Below are 24,143 nucleotides of genomic sequence, written 5' to 3'. Positions count from 1 at the left end.
TCAGAGCCCTTTCGCAGCGCGAAAGGGCTCTGACCCCGTCAATGCACCAGCCAACCGCCGCTGCGACTGCAATGCCTTCCGTATCGAAGCCAGATCCCCCGCAGGAATGCCCTGTTCGATGAACGCGGCGTAGCGCCTGCGGCGCTCCTCCACATCCGCAGCCATCAGCTCGAACGCAGAATGCGGCACCAACAGCGCGTTCACCCTGCCCGATGCATTGGCCCCGTAGCTCGACCAGCGGTAGTCCCCGGGATGCGCCACCATCTCCGCCCGCACCGGATTGAGCTCGATGTAGCGCTGGCAGGCGAGCAGGTACCGATCCGAATCCACCCAGCGTGGAGTGAAAGCGCCCTTCCCAGTGGGTGCCGCTTCGGCCCTGCCGCTCGTTCACCCGGCGCACATAGGCACGGCTCACCGCCTGCATCATCCTCGAGAGCCCACCGGGCGAATCAGGTGTCACCAGCAGATGGACATGGTTGTGCATCAGGACGTAGGCGTGGACCCGGCATGCCTGCTGATCCGCCTGGCTGCACAGCAGACGCAGGTAGGCAACGCGGTCGCCATCGCTGAAGAACACCGTCTGCCGGTTGTTGCCGCGCTGGACGATGTGCTGCGGGAAACCTGGTGCATCAATGCGGCGCGGGCGGGGCATGGGCGTCTCCGATTGCCAAGGGGGTCAGAGCCCTTTGCCGGGCAAAGGGATCTGACCCCCAGCATCTGCTGCTGCCGCTCCGAAGGCAGTCGGTCGACTACCCGCCATGGCGTCGTCCGATTGGGGTCAGAGCCCTTTCGCGCTGCGAAAGGGATCTGACCCCATCCCATTGCCCCGGACCATTTGCGGGCGCGCCCACCCCACCTAGAATGGCGGCATGAGCACCCTGACTTTCCGCGCCGCCACGCCGGCCGACATCCCCGCCCTGATCACCCTGGTCACCTCCGCCTACCGTGGCGATGCCAGCCGCGTGGGCTGGACCACCGAAGCCGACCTGCTGGACGGTGCCCGCATCGACGCCGAAGGCATCCAGGCCGACCTGGACCGCCCGCGCTCGACCATCCTGCTGGCCGAACGCGAGGGCCACCTGGTGGCCTGCGCCCACGTCGCCGATGTCGACGGCAAGGGCTACTTCGGCATGTTCTCGGTCGACCCGGCCCAGCAGGGCGGTGGCGTCGGCAAGCAGCTGATGGAAGCGGCCGAAGCCCATGCCGCGCGCGAGTGGCAGCTGCCGGTCATGCAGATGACGGTGATCGACGTGCGCGACGAACTGATCGCCTTCTACGAGCGCCGCGGCTACCAGCGCACCGGCATCAAGAAGCCCTTCCCCTATGGCGACGAACGCTTCGGCATTCCCAAGCGCGACGACCTGCGCTTTGAAATCCTGGAAAAGCCGCTGGCCGGGGCATCGGCATGAGCGAGGCCTGGACCTTCGTCTGCGCCGGCGCGGAACTGCTGCCGGGTGAAATGAAAAGCGTGTTCGACGAGGTGACCGGCACGCCCATCGTCGTGTTCAACCTGGACGGCGAGCTGTATGCGCTGGAAGACCAGTGCACCCACGAGGAATTCGAACTGTCCTCGGGTGAGTTCAACACCAGCGAAGGCAGCATCGAATGCGTGCTGCATGGCGCGCGGTTCGACGTGCGCGATGGTCGCGTCCTCTGTGCCCCGGCCTACACCGCCGTGCCGAAGTTTCCGGTGAAGCGCGAGCACGACGCAATCTGGACCCGCGACGACCGCGATTGACCCAGCAAGGGCGTTGCGCGCCCCGGCGCGCGCCCGTCCACCCCAGGGGCGGATTGAACCCGCACTGGCCGCCACCGGCCCGCTAGGCCGCCCCAGGCCCGTTCACGAACGCCCGCCGACTGCGCAGATGCGAATCATTATCGTTGGTGTTATCCTGCGCGCCTCATTCGTAACGGTTTGTAACGCTCCCGCGCCATGGCTTTGCCTGCGGCCACCGCCACGCTGTGCCAGCTTGCCCGTCAGGGGTGGCCGCTGCTTGCCGCAGCGCTGCTGACCCTGTTGCTGGGCTGGTCGGCCCTGCATGAGGGCCGGGGCGCGGCAGCACCGTCGATGATGGCGGCCTCCCCAGCCACTGTGCTGGACAGCGCGCCGCACGCGCCCGACGGCGGCCTGCCCCCTGACGAGCCCCTGCCGCGCAGCGAAGCGCCGGCCGAAGGTGGGCCCGAAGACGAACCCCTGCCGCCTGCGCAGCTCTGCCAGAGCACGCCGCCGGTCGCGCCGCCGCACACCACGGTCGCCCCGGCAGTCACCACGGCGGTCGCCACCGGCAACCGGCGCCAGCCGCCCTCGCACGCGCCTCCGGCCACCCTGGCCTGATCGCGGCGCGCCTGCGCGCGCTTCGCCGCATCCTCGTTTCCCGCCCGCCTCCGCGGTGCGCGCGTTCCTGTTCCCGCCCTCGTTCCCGCCCCTGTCGCGCACGCGCCGACGGCCCATTCCTGTCTTTCATTCCCATGCCCATGAGCCCCATCAAGAGCCGCAAGCACGCCACCCCGCTTCGTTCCCTGCCGCTGGCCACCCTGGCCGCCGGCCTCGGCCTGGCCACCCTGCCCGCCCTGGCCCACGCCGAAGCGGCCGACAACGCACGCACCTTGGACAAGATCGACGTGCACGCCACGCGCGGCTACAAGGCCGACAAGGTGGCCTCGCCGAAGTTCACCCAGCGCCTGCAGGACACCCCGCAGACCATCCAGGTCATCACCAGCGACCTGTTCAACCAGCAGGGCGCCACCACGCTGACCGAGGCGCTGCGCAACAGCCCCGGCGTGGGCACCTTCTATGCCGGCGAGAACGGCAACACCACCACTGGCGATGCGCTGTTCATGCGCGGCTTCGACACCTCCAACAGCCTGTACGTGGACGGTGTGCGCGACCTGGGCTCGATCTCGCGCGATGTCTTCAACATCGAACAGGTGGAAGTGACCAAGGGCCCGGCCGGCACCGACAACGGCCGTTCGGCACCGACCGGTGCGATCAACCTGGTCAGCAAGCAGGCCAACCTGCAGGACGCCACCTCGGCCAGCATTTCGCTGGGCAGCGACCAGCAGCGCCGCACCACCGCCGACTGGAACCAGTCGCTGGGCGCCACCAGCGCACTGCGTATCAACGGCATGTGGCAGGACAGCGACCAGCCCGGCCGCGACCACGTGCAGAACAAGCGCTGGGGCATCGCGCCGTCGCTGGCCTTCGGCCTGGGCACCGAGACCCGCTATTACCTCAACCTGCTCTATGTGAAGCAGGACAACGTGCCCGATGGCGGCGTGCCGACCCTCGGCCTGCCGGGCTGGACGCCGCAGCCGACGCTGGAAGCGCTGGCCGGGCATCCGGTGGATCCGGAAAACTTCTACGGCACCCGTGCCGACCACGACGACGTGACCGCGAAGATGGCCACGTTCCGCTTCGAGCATGACTTCAACGACAGCGTGCGCCTGACCAACACCGCGCGCTGGGGCCGCACCGAACAGGACTACCTGCTCACCGCCTTCATGGGCACCGGCGTGCGCGGCGCGGGCGGCCGCCCGACCGGTAACATCACCTACACCAACCCGGCCGACCTCTCCAGCTACGCCATCGCGCGCAGCCTGCCGACCTTCAAGGACCAGCGCAATACGATCCTCACCGATCAGCTGAACCTGCGCGCGGACTTCGCCACCGGCGCGGTCGGCCACGCACTCAGCGCCGGCCTGGAATTCACCCGCGAAGAACTGGACAGCTACGGCCAGGCCGCCGCTGCCGGCACCAGCTGGCCGGCCGCCAACCTGTACGACCCGGACTGGAACGTCAGCGGTCTGAACTGGGCGCACAACGGTGCCGACGCGCACGGCAAGACCACCACGTCCTCGGTCTACCTGTTCGACACCCTGTCCTTCGGTGAAAGCTTCCTGCTGACCGCCGGCGTGCGCGCCGACCACTACAGGACCGAGTACGCCAGCGCGTCGGTGTGTGGCGGTCGTGGCGGCCCGGTGTGCGGCAGCAACCCCACCGGCACCGTGCTGCGCAACCCCACCCTGGAAGCCAGCGACACCCTGCTGAACTGGAAGCTGGGCGCGCTGTACAAGGTGGGCGACACGGTCAGCCTGTACGCCAACTACGCCATTTCCCAGCAGCCGCCGGGCGGCGCGAACTTCCAGCTGAGCAGCTCGGCCAGCAGCGCCGACAACCCCAAGCTGGACCCGCAGAAGGCCAAGACCTTCGAAGTGGGCAGCAAGTGGGGCTTCATGGATGACGCACTGGCGGTGAACCTGGCGCTGTTCCAGACCGACGTGGACAACGAGATCAACACCACCGTGCTGGACGATGCCGGCAACCCCACCCAGACCGGCAGCAAGCGGGTGAAGGGCGTGGAACTGTCGGCGGTCGGCCGGGTGACCGAGAACTGGTCGGTCAGCGCCGGCTTCAGCCATCTGGATACCGAAGTGAAGGAAGGCGCGAAGGTGGCCGCCGACGGCACCACCAACCTGACCTACACCCCGGACGATACGTTCACCGGCTGGACCAGCTACGTGCTGCCGTACGGCATCACCGTGGGCGGTGGCGTGCGCTACGCCGCCGGCATGCACCGCGGCACCGACGGCGCGGTGGGCACCCCGTCGTTCACCAAGTCCTATGCGGTGTACGACGCCATGGTCTCGTGGGACGTGAACGAGCACGTGTCGCTGCGCTTGAATGGCTACAACCTGTTCGACAAACAGTACGTGGCCAGCATCAACAAGAGCGGCTACCGTTACACCCCGGGTGCACCGCGCACCTTCCTGCTCAGCGCGGACATCCGCTTCTGATGCAGCGCGCGGGGGAGCCCGTCTCCCCCGCGCCTTTCAAGGAACCGCCATGCTGCTGCACATTCCGCAGGTCCTGTCTTCCGACGATGTCGCCCAGCTGCGGCAGCGCCTGGATGCGGCCGACTGGGCCGATGGCCGCGAAACGGTGGGCGTGCAGGGTGCCCGGGTGAAGCACAACCAGCAGTTGCCCGATGCATCGCCGTTGAAAGCCGAACTGGGCAGCATCGTGCTGGCCGCGCTGCAGCGCCACCCGCTGTTCTTCGCCGCGGCCCTGCCGCTGAAGATCCTGCCGCCACGTTTCAACCGCTACACCGGCGGCGGCACCTACGGTTTCCATGTGGACGGCGCAGTGATGAACCTGGCGCAGGGCGAACAGCTGCGCTCGGACATTTCCTGCACCCTGTTCCTGTCCGCGCCGGAGGAATACGACGGCGGCGAGCTGGTGATCAGCGATACCTACGGCGAACACGAAGTGAAACTGCCCGCCGGTGACCTGATCGTCTACCCGTCCAGCAGCCTGCACCAGGTCACTCCGGTCACCCGCGGCGCGCGCGTGGCCTCGTTCTTCTGGGTGCAGAGCATGATCCGCGACGATGCCCAGCGCCGCCTGCTGTGGGAAATGGACACCTCCATCGAGCGCCTGCGGCAGACCAGCGCCGACCCCGGTGCCGTACTGCAGTTGACCGGCGTGTACCACAACCTGCTGCGGCGCTGGAGCGAGGTCTGAGCGATCTACCCGGCACGCGACGCAACCTGACAATCGTTCTCATTTGCAACTGCTAACCGCTCTCATTACAATCACGCCCCGTTGACGCCGGCGGTTCCGGCCGCTCCCAGGGTTGCCGATCTTGCTTGGCCCGCTTCGCCCCCGCCCGCTTCGCCACGTGCAGCTTGGTACCGCCATGCGCGGCCGCCGGCCTGCACTGGCCAGTCTGTTGGCGTGGATCGCGATGCTGGCGTTGCTGCTGGGCACCCTGCCGCTGTTGCCGGTTGCCCACGCGGGCCTGGCCCAGGCGCAGCAGCAGCCGCTGGAAGAGCGTGGCGGTGAGCGCGGCGCGCACGAAGAGGCACCGGCCAAGCTGCGCCGTTGCGCTGCAACCCCGCAGAAGAAAACCGACACGTCGCCGCCCCTGCTGCTGGCGCGCCAGTGGCTGCACAGCGAACTGCAGTTGATCCCCACCGCGCCGGCGCATGCCGTCGCGCAGCCGGACTGGCCGCTGGCCGCTCCGGACACGCCCTGGGCCGACGCGCCCGGGCGTCGCCAGCAACGCGGCCAGGCGCCGCCGCTGGCCTGATCCCCGGCCCTGGCTGACCGCATCGGCGGTACAGCCAGCGCGCCGCTGCGTGTTCGTTCCCTGCCGCCCCTGACCGGGCATTCCTGCCGCCACCGCGCCTGCCGCGCGGTTCCGCGCGCGCTCGCATCCTTCGAGGTTCCTGCCATGGCCCAGCGCCATCGTGTTCGTTCGTCCCTGTCCCGCCACCTGCTGACCAGCGCCGTGCTGGCGGCCTTCGCCGCCCCTGCCTACGCCAACGGTGCCGCCGCCGGCGCACCGCAGACCCTGGATACCGTGGTGGTCACCGCCTCGGGCTTCGAACAGAAGATCACCGACGCCCCGGCCAGCATTTCCGTCATCACCCAGGAAGAGCTGACCACCCGCCCCTACATGACCCTGCTGGACGCGGTGCGCGACCTCGAAGGCGTGGACGTGGGCGAAACCCGTGACAAGACCGGCCAGGGCACCATTTCCATGCGTGGCATGGGCTCAGATTACACGCTGATCCTGGTCAACGGCCGCCGCCAGAACAACCATGGCGACATCTATCCGAACAACTTCGGCGGCAACCAGTTCAACCACATCCCGCCGCTGGATGCGATCGAGCGCATCGAAGTGATCCGCGGCCCGGCCTCCACCCTGTACGGCGCCGATGCCATGGGCGGCGTCATCAACATCATCACCAAGCGTTCGCTGGACCGCTGGAGCGGTTCGGCCACGCTGGGCGGCACGTTCGAAACCGACGACCAGTTCGGCGACGACCGCACCGCCGATGTCTACGTGACCGGCCCGCTGGTGCCCAACGTGCTGAACCTGTCGGCGCGTGCCAGCTGGTACGACCGCGATGCCTCCAACCCGGTGTACAGCCCGGTGCTCGACCCCAGCGGCGTGGCCCATGACCGCTCGCTGGGCTTCGGTGGCGGTGGCAAGACCGTGGACAACACCAACAAGGCCGGCGGCATCAGCCTGGACTGGAACATCAGCGATGCCCAGCGCCTGACCCTGGACTACGACACCTCGCGCCAGGAGTACGACAACGCGATCAAGATCAACGATGCCGGCGAAGAGGAATATCCGGTCGGCACCGTGGACAGCATCAGCAGCATCTGGCGCAGCAGCAACTTCTGCCGCGGTGCCAGCGGCGCCAACGCCAACGCCTGCCGCAACAACGGCGGCACCTGGTCGCGCCGCGCCGATCCGCGCGTGGGCTACAGCCCCAGCCAGGAATTCACCCGCGATGCCTGGGCGATCACCCATGAAGGCCGCTGGGGCTTTGGCAACAGCCTGGTTTTGCTTTCGCACGTGGCCACCAACAACGACGGGCGCACCATGCCCTTCACCGTGGCCGAGCGCGTGCAGCTGCTGCAGATGATCGATGCCACCGGCCCGTATGCCGGGCTGCCGCTGGCCGAGCGCCGCGCGCTGGCCGAATCGACCTTCCTGCCGCGCCCGGCGCGCACCCTGGAAAGCGAGCAGTACACCCTGGATGCGAAGCTGGACATTCCGTTCCAGGCCGCCGGCCAGCACGTGGCCGTGGTCGGCGCGCAGGTGATCCGCGGTGAACTGACCGACGGCGTGTTCGGTACCGAACGCGGTACGCCGGGCCTGAGCCAGGACCACAACATGTACTCGCTGTTCGCCGAGGACACCTGGACCGTGCTGGCACCGTTGGCGATCACCTACGGCCTGCGCTACGACGACCATGAAGTGTTCGGCGACCAGCTCAGCCCGCGCCTGTACGGCGTGTACACCGTCAACGAAGCCTGGACGGTGAAGGGTGGCATCAGCACCGGCTTCAAGACGCCCAAGACCACCCAGCTGTACGACGGCGTGATCGGTTTCGGTGGCCAGGGCACCTCGCCCATGTTCGGCAACCCCGACCTGAAGCCGGAAACCAGCACCAGCACCGAACTGGCCGTCTACTGGCAGCACCCGGCCGGGCACAGCTTCAACGCCACCGCCTTCCACAACCGCTTCGACGACAAGATCGCCTCGCAGCCCTGCGGCGCCGCGCTGACCCTGTCGTGCAGTTCCACCGGTGAATATGCCGATCTGGGCTATGCCAGCAGCACCCGCACGGTGAACATCGACGAGGTGGTGATCCAGGGTGCCGAAGTGGCCGGACGCTGGAACATCAGCGATCAGTTCAGCCTGCGCGCCAACTACACCTTCACCGACAGCGAGCAGAAGAGCGGCGCCGAAAAGGGGCGGCCGCTGGGCAACAGCGCGCGGCACATGGCCAACGCCACCTTCGACTGGCGCGCCAGCGACCGCTTCAACGTGTTCCTGACTGCCGAAGCACGCTCCAAGCGCTATGGCGGCATCAGCACGGTGACCGGCCAGGAACGCTACTACAAGGATTACACCGTGCTGCACCTGGGCGCCTCGTTCGAGGCCACCGAGTGGCTGACGGTGAACGCACGCATCAACAACCTGCTGGACCGCGACTTCACCACCTACCAGACCTTCTTCACCGATCTGGACGGCGATGGCATCTACACCGATGACACCAACGAAGTGCTGTTCGAGGACGACTACAACAACAAGGACAAGGCCCGCAGCGTCTGGGTCAGCCTGAACTTCCGCTTCTGAGTGGCGGCACCGGCCTGATGTGGTGGGTGCCCACCGCCCTGCTCTGGTGGGTGCCAACCTTGGTCGGCACCGCCCTGCTCTGGTGGGTGCCAACCTTGGTCGGCACCGCTCCATCCACGCATGGCGTGGATCTACCCGCGCGGGATACACAACGACACCTAATTGCGAGCCATTCTCATTAATGCTGTAATGGGTGGTCTTCACCTGCCCCGAAAAACACCGTGAGCCGTCCTGCCTCGTCCACCGTGCAGCAGCAACAGAGCCGTGGCTTCTGGCTGCGTACCCTGCACCAGTGGCACTGGATCAGCTCGGCGGTATGCCTGATCGGCATGCTGCTGTTCGCGGCCACCGGCCTGACCCTGAACCATGCGGCGAAGATCGAAGCCAAGCCGCAGGTGCAGAACCAGCAGCTGGAACTGCCGCAGGCACTGCTGGCCCAGCTGGGCACGCGCGAAGACGGCAACGCGCCGATCCCGCGCCCGGCGCGGCAGTGGCTGGACCAGCAGCTGGGCATTGCCATCGGCGGCCGCCCGGCCGAATGGTCGCCCGAAGAAATCTATCTGTCGCTGCCGCGCCCCGGCGGCGATGCCTGGTTGAGCATCGACCGCGAGACCGGCGCCGTGGAATACGAATCCACCTCGCGCGGCGTGGTGTCCTACCTCAACGACCTGCACAAGGGCCGCAATGCCGGCCCGGCCTGGGGCTGGTTCCTGGACCTGTTCGCGGTGGCCTGCCTGGTGTTCTGCATCACCGGCCTGTTCCTGCTGCACCTGCATGCGCGGCAGCGGCGCATGACCTGGCCGCTGGTCGGCCTGGGCCTGATGATTCCGCTGCTGATCGCCCTGCTGCTGATCCACTGACTTCCAACCATTCCCTTCGGAGCCGCCCCATGCGCGTCACCCTCACCATCGCCCTCAGCGGCCTGCTGGCCACCAGCCCCGCCTACGCCACCACGCTGGACATCAACGTTGAAGTGCCCAAGCTCAACGTGGCCGAATACCACCGCCCGTACGTGGCGGTGTGGCTGGAAGGGGCCGACCAGAAGGTCGCCGCCAACCTGTCGGTCTGGTACCAGCAGACCAGCAACAGCGAAGGCCACGGCACCAAGTGGCTGCCCGACCTGCGCCAGTGGTGGCGCAAGAGCGGCCGCACCCTGCAGGTGCCGGTGGACGGCGTGACCGGCCCCACCCGCCCGGCCGGCAAGCACGCGCTGTCGTTCACCGACAAGCAGCCGGCGCTGAAGCAGCTGGCCCCCGGCAACTACACCCTGGTGGTGGAAGCGGTGCGCGAAGTGGGCGGCCGCGAACTGCTGAAGATCCCCTTCACCTGGCCGGCCACCGCCGCACAGAACGGCAAGGCGCAGGGCGCCACCGAACTGGGCCTGGTCACCCTGGCTGTGAAGCCCTGATTCCCCTTTCCGGGGTCAGAGCCCTTCCTGCGGAAGGGATCCGACCCCGGGGTCGGATCCCTTTCCAGCGGAAAGGGCTCTGACCCCACCCACCCAACGTCCCTGGAGTCTTCCGCATGAAGCGCACGCTCGTCCTAGCCGCCGCCCTGGCCGCTGCTCTTCCGTTCTCCGCCCTGGCCCACAAGGCCTGGCTGCTGCCCTCGCAGACCGTGATCGCCGGCAACGCGCCGTGGATCACCGTCGATGGCGCCGTGTCCAACGACCTGTTCTATTTCAACCACGTGCCGCTGCGCCTGGAATCGCTGGTGATCACCGCGCCGGACGGCAGCACCGTGCAGCCGCAGAATGCGGCCACCGGCAAGTACCGCAGCGTGTTCGACATCGAACTGAAGCAGCAGGGCACCTACCGCATCGCCTCGGTGAACGATGGCCTGTTCGCCACCTACGAACTGAACGGCGAGCGCAAGCGCTGGCGCGGCACCGCCGCCACCTTCGGCGAACTGCCCAAGGATGCGAAGAAGCTGGAAGTAAGCCAGTCGGTGGGCCGGGTGGAAACCTTCGTCACCAACGGCGCGCCGAACGACACCGCGCTGAAGCCGACCAACCGCGGCATCGAACTGGTGGCCGTCGGCCACCCCAACGATCTGTTCGCCGGTGAGCAATCGACCTTCCGCGTGCTGGTCGATGGCAAGCCGGCTGCCGGCCTGGACTTCGAGATCGTGCGCGGCGCCACCCGCTACCGCAATGCGCAGGACGAACTGAAGGTGACCAGCGACGCCAAGGGCGAGATCAAGGTGACCTGGTCGGAAGCCGGCATGTACTGGCTGGAAACCGGCACCGAGGACAACAAGACCTCGGTGAAGCAGGCCGCCAAGCGCCGCCTGAGCTACGTCGCTACGCTGGAAGTCCTGCCGCAGTAACCACATCGCGGCGGTGCCGGGACGCTTCCGGTGCCGCCGCCTGCACCGCCTGACATGACCGATACCTCGCTCGACATCGCCCGCCTGGGTGGCACCACCATGGGCACCACCTGGAGCGTTTCGCTGGTGGCGCCGCGCCAGCGTGACCTGCACCCGCTGCATGCGGGCATCCAGGCCCGCCTGGACGACGTGGTCGCGCAGATGAGCACGTGGGAACCCGGTTCCGACCTGAGCCGCTACAACCGCGCGCCGGCGGGCCAGTACTGCGTGCTGCCGGCTGAAACCCGCCACGTGCTGGCCTGTGCGCAGGCCATCGCCACCGCCAGCGACGGCGCCTTCGATCCCACGGTGGGCCCGCTGGTGGCGCTGTGGGGCTTCGGCGCGCATGCCGGTCCACGCAACCTGCCCAGCACCGATGTGCTGCAGGCCACGCGCGCGCGCTGCGGCTGGCAGCGCCTGCAGTGGCAGGGCGACGCGCTGCTGCAACCGGGCGGGCTGGAACTGGACCTGTCGGCAATTGCCAAAGGCTTCGGCGTGGATCATGTCGCAGCGTGGCTGCGCAGCCAGCAGATCGATGCGGCGCTGATCGAAGTGGGCGGCGAGCTGGCCGGCTATGGCCACAAGCCCGACGGCCAGCCATGGCGCGTACTGGTGGAATCGGCGCCGGAAGAAGATGCCGCCAGCGAGCTTCCGCCGCGCGTGCTGGCGCTGCACGGCAAGGCGGTGGCCACCTCGGGCGACCGCTGGCACCAGTACAGCACTGATGGCCAGGCCTACAGCCACAGCCTGGACCCGCGCACCGGCATGCCGGTACGCCAGGTCGCCGCGGCCGTGACCGTGGTGGCCGACGATGCCATGCACGCCGACGCCTGGGCCACCGCGCTCACCGTGCTGGGCCAGACCGCCGGCATGGCACTGGCCGAGCGCGAGGGGCTGGCCGTGCGCTACCTGCAGCGCAGTACCGGTGGCCCGCAGGAACATCTGAGCAGCGCCTTCCAGCGCCTGCTGGACGAGCAGGCCGCATGAGCCGCCGTCCCTCGCGCGCACTGCTGGGAAATCTGCTGGTGCTGGCGCTGCTGGCCGTGGCCGCCATCGCCCTGCTGCGCCTGCACCAGGGGGAAACCTGGTGGCAGGGCGCACCGACGCCGCGCCATTGGCATGCCGCACTGATCGCCCTGGTGCTGTACGCGCTGGCCTGCACGGCAGTGTGGTGGCGTGGCCGCCGCCGCGACGACCGCAGCGCCGATGGTGCCGCACCCTTGCTGCTGGTCTGGTCCAGCCAGACCGGCTTCGCCCGCGAGCTGGCCGAACGCAGCGCCGAGGCCCTGCGCGCGGCCGGGCTGCCAGTGCGCCTGCGCGGCCTGCATGAAGTGGATGCCACCCTGCTGGCCGACAGCACCCGTGTGCTGTTCATTGCCAGCACCACCGGCGAAGGCGATGCGCCCGACCATGCCCTGCCCTTCCTGCGCGGCGCGATGAGCGCATCACCTGCATTGGGCCACCTGCACTACGGCGTGCTGGCGCTGGGCGACCGCAGCTATGGGCACTTCTGCGCCTTCGGCCACCAGCTCGATACGTGGTTGCGCCAGCACGGCGCCCATCCGATGTTCGATGTGGTCGAGGTCGACAATGCCGACCCGGCCGCACTGCGCCACTGGCAGCAGTTGCTGGGGCAGATCGGCGGTGGTGCCAGCGAACTGCCCGACTGGAGCCCGGCCGAATATCAGCCTTGGACGCTGCTGCAGCGCGCGCATCTCAATCCGGGCAGCCTGGGCGGGCCGGTGTACTGGCTGCGCCTGCAGCCGCCGGCGGGCAGCGATGCGCCGTGGCAGGCCGGCGACATCGCCGAAGTCGGGCCACAGCACGCCGCGCACAGCACGCGCGACTGGCTGCAGTCGAACGGCTTCGATCCGGCGCTGGAGCTGGACGACGGACAGACCCTGCTCGACCGGGTTGCGCGTTCGCACCTGCCCAACCTGGTTGCACGCGGCGACCTTGCCGGCCTGCTGGCGGCACTGCAGCCGCTGCCGCATCGTGAGTATTCCATCGCATCGGTGATGGCCGATGGCGCGCTGGAACTGCTGCTGCGCCGCCAGCTGCGTGCCGACGGTACAGCGGGCATCGGCAGTGGCTGGCTGTGCGACCACGCCGCCATCGGCGAACCGGTGCAACTGCGCCTGCGCCGCAACGACAACTTCCATGGCGTGGCCGCCAACGTGCCCCTGCTGCTGATCGGCAACGGCACCGGCATCGCCGGCCTGCGCGCACACCTGCATGAACGTGCCCGTGCCGGCGCGCAGCGCACCTGGCTGCTGTTCGGCGAACGCTCGGCGGCCCACGATTTCCACTTCGGCGAGGAACTGCAGGCCTTGCTGGGCAATGGCACGCTGCAGCGGCTGGATACGGTGTTCAGCCGTGATGGCGGCGCGCACCGCTACGTACAGGACCGGCTGCTGGCCGAAGCGGCAACGCTGCGGCAGTGGGTCGATGAAGGCGCCACGATCCTGGTCTGCGGCAGCCTGCAGGGCATGGCCCCGGCAGTGGATGCAGTGATCGAGCAGGTGCTGGGTGCCGAGGGCAAGGAAGCACTGCTGCTGGCCGGCCGCTACCGCCGCGACGTGTACTGAGGGGTCGGATCCCTTTCCGCAGGAAAGGGCTCTGACCCCATCCACACATGGCCCGGCGTTACCCTACGCTCGTTACCCGTATCGCCAACAACTCACCACCGCCCTGCAACGCGTGGCGCTGGCGCTCACCGGCGGCCAACCATGCGGTATCCCCGGCCTGCAGCGGCGGCAGCCTGCTGTCGGCGCCGAAGTCGGCATGCCCGGCCAGCAGGTACAGCGCCCAGGCCACGCCCGGTTCGCAGAAGAAGAACATCGATCCCACCAGCGGCCGGTGCAGCAGCTCGGCCTGCAGCACATCGCGCTTCCACATCAGGTTGAAATCGTGGGTGGGGCCATCCACCAGTTCCCCCTGCAGCGTCTGCTCGCCCGCAAAACGCACGCGCCTGTGCGGCGGCAGCACCTCGGCCACATGGCCATCTTCGAAGCGCAGGCGCACGCCGTTGCCATGCAGCAGCACCAGCTCGCGCTCCACCCCGGGAAACGCCGAAAACGCGGCATCCTGCTCGATCTCGGCCACCGACAGGCGCAGCGCCCAATCATCGCCCTGCGCCGGCAGGCGCAGGATCTCGCGGGTCCAGCCCAGACCATTGCGCCAGCGTTCGCGGCGGTAGTCCAGGCTGGAAATCACCTGGCTCGGGGTGTGCAGCAGGGAATCGGTGTCCATGCCCGCATTGTAGGTGCGTGCGTCAGCTCGCGCCGCCACAGCCACCGTCCAGCAGCTTGGAATGTTTCAGCCAGTCCGGATCGGGGTAGTAGGCAAACACCAGGGCGCCACCGCGCAGCGCATCGATCAGCGGCCGCGACACCGACAGCCGCACCGCCGGGCAGCCCAGGCTGCGGCCCAGCCGCCCCTGCAGCCGCGCCACCGTCGGGTTCACGTAGGGCGCACCGTGGATCACGATCGCGCGATCGCGCGCCAGGTCGTTGTAGCCCGGCTCCAGCCCATCCAGGCGCAGCGAATAGCCGTTGCCGCCCATGTAGGTTTCCTTCGCAGTGAAGGCCCCGATGCTGGACATGAAGCTGCCATCGCGGTTGGAGAAATGCTCGGTGCGGTTGCCACCGCTGTTGCGCCCATGCGCCACCCACTCCTCGAACAGCAGGCGCTGGCGTGCCAGGTCGAACACCCACAGCCGCTGCTCGGTGGACGGCCGCGAGTAATCAATCACCGCCAGCCGTTCGCCGCTGACGCCCAGCTCTGGTCGCCGCAGGGAACAACGCAACGCCGTTGCCGCCAGCTTCAGTACCTGGCGGTCGGCATTGGGCGCGGTGCGTGCCAGCAGCGCGGTCAGGTCTTCGGTGCTGGCGGTGGCCGCCGCCGGCGGTGCGGCGGCAGAGGCCGCACCGGCCAGGATCGCCAGCAGGCCGCCAGCGGCCCGCCAGCACGTGCGTGAAACGTTCATGGGTGACGGCAATCTGCTCAGGACTTCTTCGACGTGGGCGCGGCCGGTTCCGATTCCAACACCGGCTGCATGCCCGATTCAGCCGCGCTTGGGCGTACCGCCGGCAGCGAGGTCACCAGCAGGGTCGTGCCGGGCACCAGCACCTGGTACAGCTGGTGGGCGAAATCGGCCGGCAGCGCCATCGGCAGCGAGGGCGTGGCCAGCAGGTCCGGCGTGGCCCGCGCGCTGTCCTGGCCCAGCAGCGGATACGCCGTCCACTGGTGCAAGCGCTGCTGTGCATCCAGCGGGCTGGGCGTATCGCTGTAGCCCTGCCCCATCACGAACAGCGTGGTGCCCTGGAACGCCGGCAAGGCGTCGGCGCGCAGCGGCGATTCGCCGATCATCACCCCATCGCGCAGCACATACAGGCGCTGGTCCTGCAGGCTGACCAGGATGCCGACCTGGCCGGCAGGCGCGGCGGCATCGTTCCACCACGCCGCGGCAGCGCTGCCTGCTTCGCCGTCCGGCAGCGCCTGGCCCTTGGCATTCACCGGCGCCAGCACGGCCGGGTAGGCCAACGTCATCGGCGCGCTCTTGGCATCGGCCACCACCACCGTGTCGCCGCGCTGGGTGGCACTGAACAGTTTCTGCGCGAAGGCCTGCGGCAGGCGCACGCAGCCGTGCGAGGCCGGGTGACCGGGCAGGCTGCCGCCGTGCAGGGCAATGCCGTCCCAGGTCAGCCGCTGCATGTAGGGCATGGGCGCGCTGTTGTAGAGGTTGGAGCGGTGGTCCTTGTCCTTCTGCAGGATGGTGAACACACCGGTGGGCGTTTCGTGCCCGGTCTTGCCCGAGCTGATCGTGCTCAGCCCGATCGCGATGCCGTTGCGGTACACATAGGCGCGCTGCTCATCCAGGCTGACCACCAGCACGATCGGGCCGGACGGCGAGATTTCCGGGTGCCACAGATATTCGCCGGGCTTCAGATCGGTCGGCCCGCGCACCTCGGCGCTGGCCGTAGCCGTTGCAGCGGCAGGCGTGGCCGCGCTGACCGCACTGGTGGCACAGGCCAGGGCAAGCGCCAACGGCAACGGCAACGCAAGACGATGAAGGGACATCCGGTGGCTCCATTCCATGGGGAGCCTCCACGCTACACCATCGCCACGTCGTGGCCGTGCGCAGAAAAAGAAATTGCCCGGCGACACCACCATGTGTCGTACCGGGCAATCGTCACGTCCCTGTCGGCCTGCTGCCATTCCCCGCGTCCTGCGGTATGGGAATGTTGCGTCCTGCACGCGGCCGCGTCTGTCCTGTTTGTATCTCAGCCCCTTCCACAGGTCTGTGATGCCACCATCCTGGTGATTGGTGTCGCCTCCGTGCGACGGTCGGTGGTCACGGCCTTCCTGTCCGCGACCAGTGAACCAGCCTCCTGCCGGTTCCGACGATCCTGTTGTCATCGCCTGGGTACGGTTCGCACCGGTACCGATCCGGGTACCGGATCCGCGGGCAACAGCCTGTTGCCGACGGTGATCCGCTGTCGATTCCGTTCAACGATTCCTGTCCCTATCCCCTTCACCTGCGCCAGATCCTCTACGCGGTGAAACGGGCCGTGTGTGCGCCGGTGCTCGACGATTGCCGCAGCCTTCCTGGCCCCGACCATCGACAGTCCCTGCTGCAGCGCCTGGGCATCGGCCCGGTTGATGTCGACGGGCTCGGCGGCTTGCGCCCCCAGCATCCACATTCCCAGCACCAGCGCCCTTAACACGACACTCCAAGGCACGACGTGTATCTCCTTGTGGTTCTGGCCGTCCCGACCGGCAATCCCGTCGGCCGAAACAGTGTCCGTCACCACATGTGCACAGCCTATCGGTTTCACAGATTTCTAAAAGCCAGCCAACTACCCGACGTCGTGTAGGAAAAACCCTACCCCCATCACAGGCGTAGAATGCGCGGATCAGCCATGCAACCGGAGTTTCAGATGGACAGCGCCAAGCTCGGCCAATTCGTCAATGAAAAGTGGGACAGCGAAATCGTCCCGCAGTTGGTCGACTACATCCGCATTCCCAACAAGTCGCCGATGTTCGACGCCAATTGGGTGCAGAACGGCTACATGGAGCAGGCGGTCACCCTGATGGAAAACTGGGCAAAGGCCCAGCAGCTGCCCGGCCTGAAGGTCGAAGTGGTCCGCCTGGAAGGCCGTACCCCGCTGATTTTCCTGGAAATTCCAGCCACCGGCGCGGAAACCGGCGACGACACCATCCTGCTCTACGGTCACCTGGACAAGCAGCCGGAAATGACCGGCTGGGACGACGACCTGGGCCCGTGGACCCCGGTGCTGCGCGGCGACAAGCTGTACGGCCGCGGTGGCGCCGATGACGGCTACGCCATTTTCGGCTCGCTGGCCGCCGTGCTGGCCCTGCAGGCCCAGGGCCTGCCGCACGCGCGTTGCGTGGTGCTGATCGAAGCCTGCGAAGAATCGGGCAGCTACGATCTGCCGGCCTACGTCGACCATCTGGCCGACCGCATCGGCAAGCCGTCGCTGGTGGTCTGCCTGGATTCGGGCTGCGCCAACTACGACCAGCTGTGGTGCACCACCTCGCTGCGCGGCCTGACCGGCGGCAACTTCACCGTGAAGGTGCTCAACGAAGGCGTGCATTCCGGCGATGCCTCCGGCGTGATCCCGTCCAGCTTCCGCCTGCTGCGCCAGATCCTGTCGCGCATCGAGGACCAGGACACCGGTCGCATCCTGATCGACGGCATGAACGTGGAGATCCCGGCCGAGCGCCAGGAACAGGCCAAGCGCGCCGCTGAAGTGGTCGATACCGAGATCTTCGAGAAATTCCCGATGGTCGACGGCCTGCGCCCGATGAACGACGACCTGGCCGAGCTGGTGCTCAACCGCACCTGGCGCCCGGCCCTGTCGGTCACCGGCATCGGCGGCATGCCGCCGCTGGAATCGGCCGGCAACGTGCTGCGTCCGCAGACCTCGGTGAAGCTGTCGCTGCGCCTGCCGCCCACCGCCGACGGCAAGACCTGCGGCGAACTGCTGAAGGAAGCGCTGCTGCGCGACCCGCCGAACGGCGCACAGGTCACCCTGGACCTGGAAAAGGCCTCCACCGGCTGGAACGCCCCGGCCATGGCGCCGTGGCTGACCCAGGCCATCGACGATGCCAGCCAGGCGTTCTTCGGCAAGCCGGCCATGTACATGGGCGAAGGCGGCTCGATCCCGTTCATGGGCATGCTGGGCGAGAAGTTCCCGGGCGCGCAGTTCATGATCACCGGCGTGCTCGGCCCGCACTCCAACGCCCACGGCCCGAACGAGTTCCTGCACATTCCGATGGGCAAGAAGGTCACCGCCTGCGTGTCCAAGGTCATCAGCGAACACTACGCTGCCAGCCTGCGCGGCGAGACCAGCGGTTCGCCGGTGGCCGCCGACAGTGGCACCCGCCACGGCGACCACGGCTGCTGCTGATTCGGGCACACCGTGACGGACGCAGCCCGGCCTTGCTAGGCTGCGTCCACCCCCAGCGGAAACCACGCGCATGAATGGTCTTTTCGGCAGCAGCAGCTGGTTGTACATCCTGCTGGTCGGCTTCTTCGTCGGCCTGCTCGGGCGCTTCTTCATGCCCGGCAACAACCGCATGGGCTGCCTGCTGACCATCGTGCTGGGCATTGTCGGTGCGCTGGTGGCCGGGTGGTTCGGCCAGTACATGGGCTGGTACCGCCCCGGCGAGCCGGCCGGCTTCCTCGGTGCCGTGGTCGGCGCGGTGGCCGTGCTGGCCCTGATGCGCCTGTTCAGCCCACGCCGCTGACATCCCCCTCTCCTCTTTCCTGAGCGTGGCGCGCCTGGCGCGCCCGGAACCGCCTGCATGACCGAACCTGCTTCCGATCCCCAGCGCAGCGCGCAGCGCCTGCAGTGGGCCCGCACCCAGCTGGACGACGCCCACGCGGTGGTCGAACGCGCTTCGGTCGATGCCGGCCTGCGCAGCTACTGGCGCACCACCAGCACGCGCGGCAGCCACATCGTGATGGATGCCCCGCCCGGCCTGGAAGATCCGCAGCCCTGGCTGCGCATGCGCGGGCTGCTGCACGACCACGGCCTGCGCGTGCCCGGGCTGCTGGCCCAGGACCTGGACGCCGGCTTCCTGCTGCTGGAAGACCTGGGCGGGCCGACCCTGGCCAAGGTGCTGGACGAACGCAATGCCGATGCCTGGTTCGAGCGCTCGATTGACCAGCTGCTGCGCCTGCAGGCCATTGCCGTACCCGAGGATTTCGGCCACTTCGGTGAGGCCCTGCTGCAACGCGATGCCGGCCTGTTCGAAGAATGGTTCCTGCAGCGCCACCTGGGCATCACCCTGGACTGTGGCGAAGCCGAAGCACTGCAGCTGGTGCAGCGCCGCCTGATGGACAACGCGCTGGGCCAGGCACAGCTGATGACCCACCGCGACTACATGCCGCGCAACCTGATGCCGGTGGACGACGGCCCGGCCATTCTCGACTTCCAGGATCTGGTACGGGGCCCGATCGCCTACGACGCGGTCAGTCTGTTCAAGGATGCCTTCCTGAGCTGGCCGCTGCCGCGCGTGGACGGCTGGCTGGCGCTGTACCACCAGCGCGCGCAGGCGGCCGGCCTGCCGGTGCCCGACCGCGCCACCTTCCTGCGCGACGCCGACTGGATGGGCGTGCAGCGCCACTTGAAGTGCTTGGGCATCTTCAGCCGCCTGCGCTACCGCGACAACAAGGGCCACTACCTGGACGACGTGCCGCGCTTCATCGGCTATCTGGATGAAGTGCTGCCGCGCTACCGCGAACTGGCGCCGCTGCAGCAGTTGCTGGAAACGCGGATCAAGCCGGCACTGGCCGAACACGCCGCGCCGCTGCGCGTGGCCCGCTGAAGGCGCTGAGATGAAGGCCCTGATCTTTGCCGCCGGCCTGGGCGAGCGCATGCGTCCGCTCACCCTGCACACGCCCAAGCCGCTGCTGGCGGTGGCCGGCAAACCGCTGATCGTCTGGCACCTGGAACGCCTGGCGGCGCTGGGCGTACGCGAGGTGGTGGTCAACACCGCCTGGCTGGCCGAGCAGTTCCCGGCCACGCTGGGCGATGGCAGCCAATGGGGCCTGCGCCTGCACTTCGTACACGAAGGCGCTACGCCGCTGGAAACCGGTGGCGGCATCCTCAATGCCCTGCCGCAGCTGGGTGATGCACCGTTCCTGGTGGTGAACGGGGATATCTGGACCGACTTCGATTTCGCCACGCTGCCGCGCGAGCCGCAGGGCCAGGCGCACCTGGTGCTGGTGGACAACCCCACGCAGCACCCGCAGGGCGACTACCGGCTGGATGCACAGGGCCTGCTGCACCACGACCGTGCCGGGCCGTGCCTGACCTATGCCGGCATCGGCGTGTACCGGCCATCGATCGTGGCCGACTGGCGCGCGGTGATCGGCGATGCCGCGGGCAGCGAGCGGGTGCCGCCGAAGTTCTCGGTGGTCCCGCTGCAGAAGCATTTCATGGCCCAGGGATTGATGACAGGACAGCACCATCGCGGGCGCTGGACCGACGTCGGCACGGTCGATCGCCTGCGCGCGCTGGACGCGGAGTTGACCGCCAACGGCTGAGCCCCTCGTGGCTGGGCGCCTGATCGGTAGAGTCGAGCTTGCTCGACTACAAAGCCGCGCCTGGCCGGGCGGGGTGGGTTCGCGGGGGACGCCGTAAACCCTTCCATGGGGGCTTGGCCGCGGCATCCATGCCGCGGACACCCCCGCGAACCCACCCCGCCCGGCCTCTGACAGTTTCCGTGGGCGTCCAGCCACGGAAAAGAAAAAGAAAAGCAGAAGCGGGTCGCTTCGCTGCGCTCGCTCATCTGTGTCGACCAAGGTCGACACCTACCAACAGCCGCAGGGAGCTGTCAGAGGTGGGGCGGTGTGGGCTTGCAGGACCGCAGGCGCCATGGATGGCGCCTACGAGCCCCCATGGATGGGTTTACGGCGTGTCCTGCAAGCCCACAGCGCCCCGCCCCCCCCAGGAAGCCAGCTGTTGCACTTGATCTTCAGCGGGTGCAGGGCAGCAGCCCTGCAACAAAAAAACCCCACCCTCAGTAACGCGGGCGGCCTTCTTCCAGCACCTGGCGCAGGAACGGCACCGTGATCCTGCGTTTGGCCGCCAGCGATTCCCGGTCCAGCCAGTCCAGCAGGGTAATCAGCCCACCCAGCTCGCGCCCGGTGTGCGACAGCAGCCACTCGATGGCCGCCTCATCAATGGCCAGCCCACGCCGCAGCGCACGCTCGCGCAACACCGCCGCGCGGCCTTCTTCGTCCAGCGGCTGCAGCAGCACGCGCACGCACTGCCCCAGCCGCGAACGCAGGTCCGGCAGCAACAGGCCCAGCTCGCCCGGCGCCGACTGCGCGGTGTACAGCACCGTCGCCCCGGCCGCGCGCGCGCGGTTGTGGAAGTCGAACAGCGCCACCTCGTCCTCGCGGTTTCCGGCCACGGCATCCAGGCCATCCAGAGCGATCAACTCGCGCTGTTCCAGCCCTTCCAGTGCCACCCGCACCCGGCCCGCCACGCTGGCCAGCGGCACGTAGGTCGGCAGCCGGCCCGCCTGTTCGGCGGTCGAACACATCGCCAGCGCCTGGTGGGTCTTGCCGGTGCCGGCCGCGCCTTCCAGGTACACCCAATCGTGGCTGGCGCCCAGCGCGATCGCACGCAGCTGCGCCAGCGCGCCATCCGGCGCGCCGATGAAGGTTTCCAGACGCTGGTCCCGCGGGTAATGCAGGGCCAGCGGAAGTTGCGGCACACCAATCACCTGGGGTCCGGGCCGTTCTCGTAAGGGGTGACGATGATATGGGGCGCATCGACCACGCCATCAAGCACGATGGACGGCTTCTCGCCCGCGTACAGCTCGCTCTGGCGGTAACGCTGGTGTGCATAGCGCAGCAGCACGTTGCTCACCGCCGCCACCGGCAGCGCCAGCAGCATGCCCAGGAAGCCGAACAGCTGCCCACCGGCCATCACCGCGAAGATCACCGCCACCGGGTGCAGGCCGATCTTGTCGCCCACGATGCGCGGGGTCAGCACGTAGCTTTCCAGCAGCTGGCCCACGGTGAACACCACGCCCACCAGCAGCAGCAGCTTCAGGTCTATGCCCTGCGCCTGCACCAGCGCGGCCACCACCGCCATCACGATGCCGGTGGTCGCGCCCAGGTAGGGAATGAAGCTGATCAGACCGGCCACCAGGCCGATCAGCAGGCCCAGCTTCAGCCCGACCAGCGACAGGCCGGCGGCGTAGATCACCCCCAGCGCCACCATCACCAGGAACTGGCCGCGGATGAACGCCCCCAGCACATCGTTGGATTCGCGCGCCAGGTTGCTGATGGTGCCGATATGGTTGCGCGGAATGACCGAGGCAACGCGCTCGACCAGCTTGTCCCAGTCACGCAGGAAGTAGAACGCCAGGATCGGCAGCAGTGCCAGGTTCACCACCCAGGTCACCACGGTGAAGCCCGAGCGCGAGACATAGCCCATGAACGTGGTGGCGAAGCCGCCGGCCTGCTGCCAGTGGCTGCGCACCCATTCGATCAGGCGGTCCGGGTCCATCCACTGCATCACTTCCAGGCCGGTCTTCTGCTCGAACCACGGAATGCCCTTCTGCATCAGCCACGCCTGCGCCTGCGGCACGGCCGCCACCAGGGTGGTGATCTGCCGCTCGATCATCGGCACCAGCACCAGCATCAGCCCGGTGATCAGCAGGACCATCGCCACGAACACCAGCACCACGCCGGTATTGCGCGACAGGCCACGGGCCTCCAGCCGGTCCACCAGCGGGTCGCCCAGCCAGGCCAGCGCCAGGGCGAGCACGAACGGCGTCAGGATGGGGGCCAGCAGCCACACCACCCAGCCCACCATCAGGGCCACGGCCACGTACTTCAGCCGCCGCAGGAACTGCGCGATTTCCGCCTCCGGGCTCAGGATCATCGCAGGCGGTACTCGTTGCTGACCGGCGGTGCCGCCGGCGCACCGGTGCTGTCATCCAGCGGGGTGGGCAGCGCCGGCAGCGTGGCCGAGGGCACCAGCACGCCGTTGTCGCCCAGCATGCGGTTGAAGCCGGCCAGGCCGGTGGTCATTTCCAGGTTCAGTTCCAGATGGTCGGCCGTGGCGCGCAGCGGGGTGACATTGCGCACCACCGGCACTTCGCGCAGGCCCGCGGCCAGGCGCAGGTAATCATCGCTGCCGTTGATGCCGGTCACCACCACGCGGTAACTGCCAGCCTGGCCGGTGGCCGCGCCCGCCTTGGCGTAGCGCTTCACCAGCGCATCGGCGGCGCCGTCGGCACCGGCGGCCATCGCGCGCATGGCGTTGGCGTCCTTGCTGGTCCACTTGTTCAGTTCACGGCCGTTGTCCACGAACACCCAGTCGGCCTGCCAGCCGCCGTTGGCGCGGTACAGCTTGCCGATCAGCTGCATGGGCGGGGCGTAGCGCGACGAAGCGCGGGCCACCGCGGCACTGTCCTGGCGCCAGATGGCCCCCACCAGCGCCTGTTCGGCCGCGCCACCGCTGGGCAGGCCCAGCTTGTAGCCGCGCTCGATGGCGCGGTTCAGCAGCGGGCGGGCGGCGTTGGCCTGCTGCACGCTGACCAGGCGCGGGCCACTGCCATCGTCCACGGCCATCCAGACCACCGGCTTGGGCCGCGGCTGCGGCCACAGCGGCAGGCCCAGGGCCGAGACCAGCGCATCCACATCGTCTTCGCGGAAGCGCGCGACCAGCAGGGTGCGGTAGCTGGGGGCACCGCTGGCACCCACGCTCTGGTCCTGCTTGTAGTCGTAGCTGGCCACGTAGTCCTTGGCGTTGCGCAGCGCCTGCGCCACGCCCGGGCGGCTCATTGCGCTGCGGTCGCCGGACAGCTTGCCCAGCACCACGCCCAGGGCACGGGCCAGGCCGCCATTGCGGTCGCCCTCGGCCTGGCTGTTGACCGGGACTTCGGCTTCATAGGCACCGCTGGCGGTAGCAACATCGCCTTCGGTTCGCAGGCCGCTCTGGGCCATCGTGGCCACCGGCAGGCTCAGGGCCAGAAGCAGGGGGAGAAACAGGCTGCGGCGCATCAGGACATCCATTGGCTCGACGTATCCGGGGGGAATTGTTGCCCGAATACGGCCTG

The 24,143-nt window shown here is 68.3% G+C and carries 24 protein-coding genes and 1 pseudogene; 16 read left to right on the top strand and 9 right to left on the bottom strand.

What is annotated here, in order from left to right:
* Positions 1–330: a hypothetical protein gene (locus C1933_RS20320; RefSeq protein WP_234414658.1), complete on the bottom strand. Its 330-nt coding sequence runs from the start codon at positions 328–330 to the stop codon at positions 1–3.
* A 67-nt stretch (positions 331–397) separates the two neighbouring features.
* Positions 398–652 (bottom strand): annotated as a pseudogene (locus C1933_RS20315) (transposase); the annotation flags it as partial.
* 217 nt (positions 653–869) lie between these two features.
* On the opposite strand from C1933_RS20315, the gene C1933_RS05180 reads away from it, so the two are divergent.
* The 12 genes from C1933_RS05180 (at position 870) to C1933_RS05125 (ending at position 13,615) form a co-directional block, all read left to right on the top strand.
* A complete protein-coding gene (locus C1933_RS05180; RefSeq protein WP_108752403.1) occupies positions 870–1,409 on the top strand; it encodes a GNAT family N-acetyltransferase in 540 nt (179 codons plus the stop codon).
* Entirely contained in the window at positions 1,406–1,738 is a 333-nt protein-coding gene (locus C1933_RS05175) for a non-heme iron oxygenase ferredoxin subunit (protein WP_108752402.1), read from the top strand. Before C1933_RS05180 ends, C1933_RS05175 begins: the two co-directional genes overlap by 4 nt.
* A gap of 195 nt (positions 1,739–1,933) precedes the next feature.
* The gene (locus tag C1933_RS05170) at positions 1,934–2,335 is read left to right on the top strand and encodes a hypothetical protein (RefSeq protein WP_108752401.1); all 402 of its coding nucleotides are present in this window, start codon (positions 1,934–1,936) and stop codon (positions 2,333–2,335) included.
* 140 nt (positions 2,336–2,475) lie between these two features.
* A complete protein-coding gene (locus C1933_RS05165) occupies positions 2,476–4,794 on the top strand; it encodes a catecholate siderophore receptor Fiu (protein ID WP_108752400.1) in 2,319 nt (772 codons plus the stop codon).
* Positions 4,795–4,843: 49 nt separating this feature from the next.
* On the top strand, positions 4,844–5,521 hold the full coding sequence (locus tag C1933_RS05160; RefSeq protein ID WP_108752399.1) for a Fe2+-dependent dioxygenase: 678 nt from the start codon (positions 4,844–4,846) through the stop codon (positions 5,519–5,521).
* A 175-nt stretch (positions 5,522–5,696) separates the two neighbouring features.
* A complete protein-coding gene (locus C1933_RS05155; RefSeq protein ID WP_108752398.1) occupies positions 5,697–6,089 on the top strand; it encodes a hypothetical protein in 393 nt (130 codons plus the stop codon).
* Positions 6,090–6,233: 144 nt separating this feature from the next.
* Positions 6,234–8,660 carry a TonB-dependent receptor gene (locus C1933_RS05150; RefSeq protein ID WP_108752397.1) on the top strand — a complete coding sequence of 809 codons (2,427 nt, stop codon included), beginning with the start codon at positions 6,234–6,236 and terminating at the stop codon, positions 8,658–8,660.
* Positions 8,661–8,881: 221 nt separating this feature from the next.
* A complete protein-coding gene (locus C1933_RS05145) occupies positions 8,882–9,520 on the top strand; it encodes a PepSY-associated TM helix domain-containing protein (RefSeq protein ID WP_108748831.1) in 639 nt (212 codons plus the stop codon).
* A gap of 29 nt (positions 9,521–9,549) precedes the next feature.
* Entirely contained in the window at positions 9,550–10,068 is a 519-nt protein-coding gene (locus C1933_RS05140; RefSeq protein WP_108752396.1) for a DUF2271 domain-containing protein, read from the top strand.
* Between the two features lie 116 nt (positions 10,069–10,184).
* On the top strand, positions 10,185–10,988 hold the full coding sequence (locus tag C1933_RS05135) for a DUF4198 domain-containing protein (RefSeq protein ID WP_108752395.1): 804 nt from the start codon (positions 10,185–10,187) through the stop codon (positions 10,986–10,988).
* 54 nt (positions 10,989–11,042) lie between these two features.
* Positions 11,043–12,014, top strand: coding sequence for an FAD:protein FMN transferase (locus C1933_RS05130; protein WP_108752394.1), 972 nt, complete (start codon positions 11,043–11,045; stop codon positions 12,012–12,014).
* Complete coding sequence (locus C1933_RS05125) at positions 12,011–13,615, top strand: sulfite reductase subunit alpha (RefSeq protein WP_108752393.1); 1,605 nt, start codon at positions 12,011–12,013, stop codon at positions 13,613–13,615. The genes C1933_RS05130 and C1933_RS05125 overlap by 4 nt, the downstream gene beginning before the upstream one ends.
* A 58-nt stretch (positions 13,616–13,673) precedes the next feature.
* Here C1933_RS05125 and C1933_RS05120 read toward each other — a convergent pair whose 3' ends face one another.
* From C1933_RS05120 to C1933_RS05105, 4 genes are all read right to left on the bottom strand, one after another.
* Complete coding sequence (locus tag C1933_RS05120) at positions 13,674–14,279, bottom strand: HutD family protein (protein WP_108754743.1); 606 nt, start codon at positions 14,277–14,279, stop codon at positions 13,674–13,676.
* A 22-nt stretch (positions 14,280–14,301) separates the two neighbouring features.
* Entirely contained in the window at positions 14,302–15,015 is a 714-nt protein-coding gene (locus C1933_RS05115) for a murein L,D-transpeptidase catalytic domain family protein (RefSeq protein ID WP_108752392.1), read from the bottom strand.
* A 17-nt stretch (positions 15,016–15,032) separates the two neighbouring features.
* Positions 15,033–16,109, bottom strand: a complete 1,077-nt coding sequence (locus C1933_RS05110; RefSeq protein ID WP_108752391.1) for a L,D-transpeptidase — start codon at positions 16,107–16,109, stop codon at positions 15,033–15,035.
* A 335-nt stretch (positions 16,110–16,444) separates the two neighbouring features.
* Positions 16,445–16,843: a helix-hairpin-helix domain-containing protein gene (locus C1933_RS05105; RefSeq protein ID WP_108752390.1), complete on the bottom strand. Its 399-nt coding sequence runs from the start codon at positions 16,841–16,843 to the stop codon at positions 16,445–16,447.
* A 126-nt stretch (positions 16,844–16,969) separates the two neighbouring features.
* Between C1933_RS05105 and C1933_RS05100 the strand changes: the two genes are divergently transcribed.
* The 4 genes from C1933_RS05100 (at position 16,970) to murU (ending at position 20,607) form a co-directional block, all read left to right on the top strand.
* Positions 16,970–18,463: a M20 family metallopeptidase gene (locus C1933_RS05100; protein WP_108748823.1), complete on the top strand. Its 1,494-nt coding sequence runs from the start codon at positions 16,970–16,972 to the stop codon at positions 18,461–18,463.
* Positions 18,464–18,533: 70 nt separating this feature from the next.
* Entirely contained in the window at positions 18,534–18,803 is a 270-nt protein-coding gene (locus C1933_RS05095) for a GlsB/YeaQ/YmgE family stress response membrane protein (protein ID WP_108748822.1), read from the top strand.
* Between the two features lie 57 nt (positions 18,804–18,860).
* Positions 18,861–19,886, top strand: coding sequence for a phosphotransferase (locus C1933_RS05090; RefSeq protein WP_108752389.1), 1,026 nt, complete (start codon positions 18,861–18,863; stop codon positions 19,884–19,886).
* Between the two features lie 10 nt (positions 19,887–19,896).
* Positions 19,897–20,607: an N-acetylmuramate alpha-1-phosphate uridylyltransferase MurU gene (murU, locus tag C1933_RS05085; protein WP_108752388.1), complete on the top strand. Its 711-nt coding sequence runs from the start codon at positions 19,897–19,899 to the stop codon at positions 20,605–20,607.
* A 476-nt stretch (positions 20,608–21,083) separates the two neighbouring features.
* Here murU and hda read toward each other — a convergent pair whose 3' ends face one another.
* The 3 genes from hda to C1933_RS05070 are packed head-to-tail and all read right to left on the bottom strand — an operon-like array spanning position 21,084 to position 24,087.
* The gene (gene hda, locus C1933_RS05080; RefSeq protein WP_108754742.1) at positions 21,084–21,791 is read right to left on the bottom strand and encodes a DnaA regulatory inactivator Hda; all 708 of its coding nucleotides are present in this window, start codon (positions 21,789–21,791) and stop codon (positions 21,084–21,086) included.
* On the bottom strand, positions 21,791–22,963 hold the full coding sequence (locus C1933_RS05075) for an AI-2E family transporter (RefSeq protein ID WP_108748819.1): 1,173 nt from the start codon (positions 22,961–22,963) through the stop codon (positions 21,791–21,793). Before C1933_RS05075 ends, hda begins: the two co-directional genes overlap by 1 nt.
* Positions 22,960–24,087: a DUF2066 domain-containing protein gene (locus C1933_RS05070; RefSeq protein WP_234414654.1), complete on the bottom strand. Its 1,128-nt coding sequence runs from the start codon at positions 24,085–24,087 to the stop codon at positions 22,960–22,962. The genes C1933_RS05075 and C1933_RS05070 overlap by 4 nt, the downstream gene beginning before the upstream one ends.
* Positions 24,088–24,143 lie beyond the last annotated feature (56 nt).

The organism is Stenotrophomonas sp. ZAC14D2_NAIMI4_6 (genome assembly GCF_003086875.1).
Taxonomy (GTDB): Bacteria; Pseudomonadota; Gammaproteobacteria; order Xanthomonadales; family Xanthomonadaceae; genus Stenotrophomonas.
The sequence above is the reverse complement of the archived record's forward strand: the minus strand, read 5'-3'. Positions and strand labels throughout refer to the sequence as shown.